The sequence below is a fragment of the Anoxybacillus sp. P3H1B genome (genome assembly GCF_001560855.1).
GTDB lineage: Bacteria > Bacillota > Bacilli > Bacillales > Anoxybacillaceae > Anoxybacteroides > Anoxybacteroides rupiense.
Genome location: NZ_LPUG01000030.1, coordinates 1 through 2,994 on the forward strand (window position 1 = coordinate 1; position 2,994 = coordinate 2,994).

Sequence of the window (2,994 nt, forward strand, 5' to 3'; positions counted from 1 at the left end):
TTTTCGTATTGGTTAAGTCCTCGATCGATTAGTATCCGTCAGCTGCACGTGTCGCCACGCTTCCACCTCGGACCTATCTACCTCGTCATCTTCGAGGGATCTTACTTGCTTATGCAATGGGAAATCTCATCTTGAGGGGGGCTTCACGCTTAGATGCTTTCAGCGCTTATCCCTTCCGCACATAGCTACCCAGCGGTGCCCTTGGCAGGACAACTGGTACACCAGCGGTGCGTCCATCCCGGTCCTCTCGTACTAAGGACAGCTCCTCTCAAATTTCCTGCGCCCGCGACGGATAGGGACCGAACTGTCTCACGACGTTCTGAACCCAGCTCGCGTACCGCTTTAATGGGCGAACAGCCCAACCCTTGGGACCGACTACAGCCCCAGGATGCGATGAGCCGACATCGAGGTGCCAAACCTCCCCGTCGATGTGGACTCTTGGGGGAGATAAGCCTGTTATCCCCGGGGTAGCTTTTATCCGTTGAGCGATGGCCCTTCCATGCGGAACCACCGGATCACTAAGCCCGACTTTCGTCCCTGCTCGACTTGTAGGTCTCGCAGTCAAGCTCCCTTCTGCCTTTACACTCTTCGAATGATTTCCAACCATTCTGAGGGAACCTTTGGGCGCCTCCGTTACTCTTTGGGAGGCGACCGCCCCAGTCAAACTGCCCACCTGACACGGTCTCCCACCCCGATTAGGGGTGCGGGTTAGAACTTCAGTACGACAAGGGTGGTATCCCAAGGGCGACTCCGCCAAGACTGGCGTCCTGGCTTCTCTGTCTCCCACCTATCCTGTACATGACGTACCAAAATTCAATATCAGGCTGCAGTAAAGCTCCACGGGGTCTTTCCGTCCTGTCGCGGGTAACCTGCATCTTCACAGGTACTATAATTTCACCGGGTCTCTCGTTGAGACAGTGCCCAAGTCGTTACACCTTTCGTGCGGGTCGGAACTTACCCGACAAGGAATTTCGCTACCTTAGGACCGTTATAGTTACGGCCGCCGTTTACTGGGGCTTCGGTTCGCACCTTCGCTTTGAGCTAAGCGCTCCCCTTAACCTTCCAGCACCGGGCAGGTGTCAGCCCCTATACTTCGCCTTTCGGCTTCGCAGAGACCTGTGTTTTTGTTAAACAGTCGCTTGGGCCTTTTCACTGCGGCTCTCTCGGGCTCAACACCCAAGAGAGCACCCCTTCTCCCGAAGTTACGGGGTCATTTTGCCGAGTTCCTTAACGAGAGTTCTCCCGCGCACCTTAGGATTCTCTCCTCGCCTACCTGTGTCGGTTTGCGGTACGGGCACCTCTCACCTCGCTAGAGGCTTTTCTTGGCAGTGGAGGATCAGGGACTTCGGTACTTTAATTCCCTCGCCATCACGGCTCAGCCTTGACGCCAGACGGATTTGCCTATCTGGCAGCCTAACCGCTTGGACAGGCTATTCCAGCAGCCTGCTCACCCTACCTTCCTGCGTCCCCCCATTGCTCAAACGGTGAGGAGGTGGTACAGGAATCTCTACCTGTTGTCCATCGCCTACGCCTTTCGGCCTCGGCTTAGGTCCCGACTAACCCTGAGCGGACGAGCCTTCCTCAGGAAACCTTAGGCTTTCGGTGCAGAGGATTCTCACCTCTGTTTTCGCTACTCATACCGGCATTCTCACTTCTAAGCGCTCCACCCGTCCTTCCGGTCGGGCTTCGACGCCCTTAGAACGCTCCCCTACCGATGACGCAAGTCATCCCACAGCTTCGGTGATACGTTTAGCCCCGGTACATTTTCGGCGCAGAGTCACTCGACCAGTGAGCTATTACGCACTCTTTAAATGGTGGCTGCTTCTAAGCCAACATCCTGGTTGTCTAAGCAACTCCACATCCTTTTCCACTTAACGTATACTTTGGGACCTTAGCTGGTGATCTGGGCTGTTTCCCTTTTGACCACGGATCTTATCACTCGTAGTCTGACTCCCAAGGATAAGTCATTGGCATTCGGAGTTTGACTGAGTTCGGTAACCCGATGAGGGCCCCTAGCCCAATCAGTGCTCTACCTCCAAGACTCTTCCCTTGAGGCTAGCCCTAAAGCTATTTCGGGGAGAACCAGCTATCTCCAAGTTCGATTGGCATTTCACCCCTACCCACACCTCATCCCCGCACTTTTCAACGTGCGTGGGTTCGGGCCTCCAGTAGGTGTTACCCTACCTTCACCCTGGACATGGGTAGATCACCTGGTTTCGGGTCTACGACGACGTACTATGGCGCCCTGTTCAGACTCGCTTTCGCTGCGGCTCCGTCTCTTCGACTTAACCTCGCACGTCATCGTAACTCGCCGGTTCATTCTACAAAAGGCACGCCATCACCCATAAATGGGCTCTGACTACTTGTAGGCACACGGTTTCAGGTTCTCTTTCACTCCCCTCCCGGGGTGCTTTTCACCTTTCCCTCACGGTACTGGTTCACTATCGGTCACTAGGGAGTATTTAGCCTTGGGAGATGGTCCTCCCTGCTTCCGACGGGATTCCTCGTGTCCCGCCGTACTCAGGATCCACTCAGGAGGGAACGAAGTTTCGACTACAGGGCTGTTACCTCCTCTGGCGGGCCTTTCCAGACCGCTTCGTCTACTCCGTTCCTTTCTCACTCCATGTTGAGTGTCCTACAACCCCAAGAGGCACGCCTCTTGGTTTGGGCTTCTCCCTTTTCGCTCGCCGCTACTCAGGGAATCGCGTTTGCTTTCTTCTCCTCCGGGTACTTAGATGTTTCAGTTCCCCGGGTCTGCCCTCCATACCCTATGGATTCAGGTATGGATCCTGCCCCATTACGGACAGGGGGTTTCCCCATTCGGAAATCTCCGGATCCACGCTTACTTACAGCTCCCCGAAGCATATCGGTGTTTGTCCCGTCCTTCATCGGCTCCTAGTGCCAAGGCATCCACCGTGCGCCCTTTCTAACTTAACCAGTGAAAAGAGCTTCACGTTCCTTTCTTCTTACCTGTTATCTAGTTTTCAAAGAACC

At 54.7% G+C, this 2,994-nt stretch carries 1 rRNA gene; it reads right to left on the bottom strand.

The features are described 5' to 3' along the window. Nucleotides 1-8 precede the first annotated feature (8 nt). Nucleotides 9-2,937: ribosomal RNA gene (locus tag AT864_RS16570) — 23S ribosomal RNA — on the bottom strand. Nucleotides 2,938-2,994: the final 57 nt, after the last annotated feature.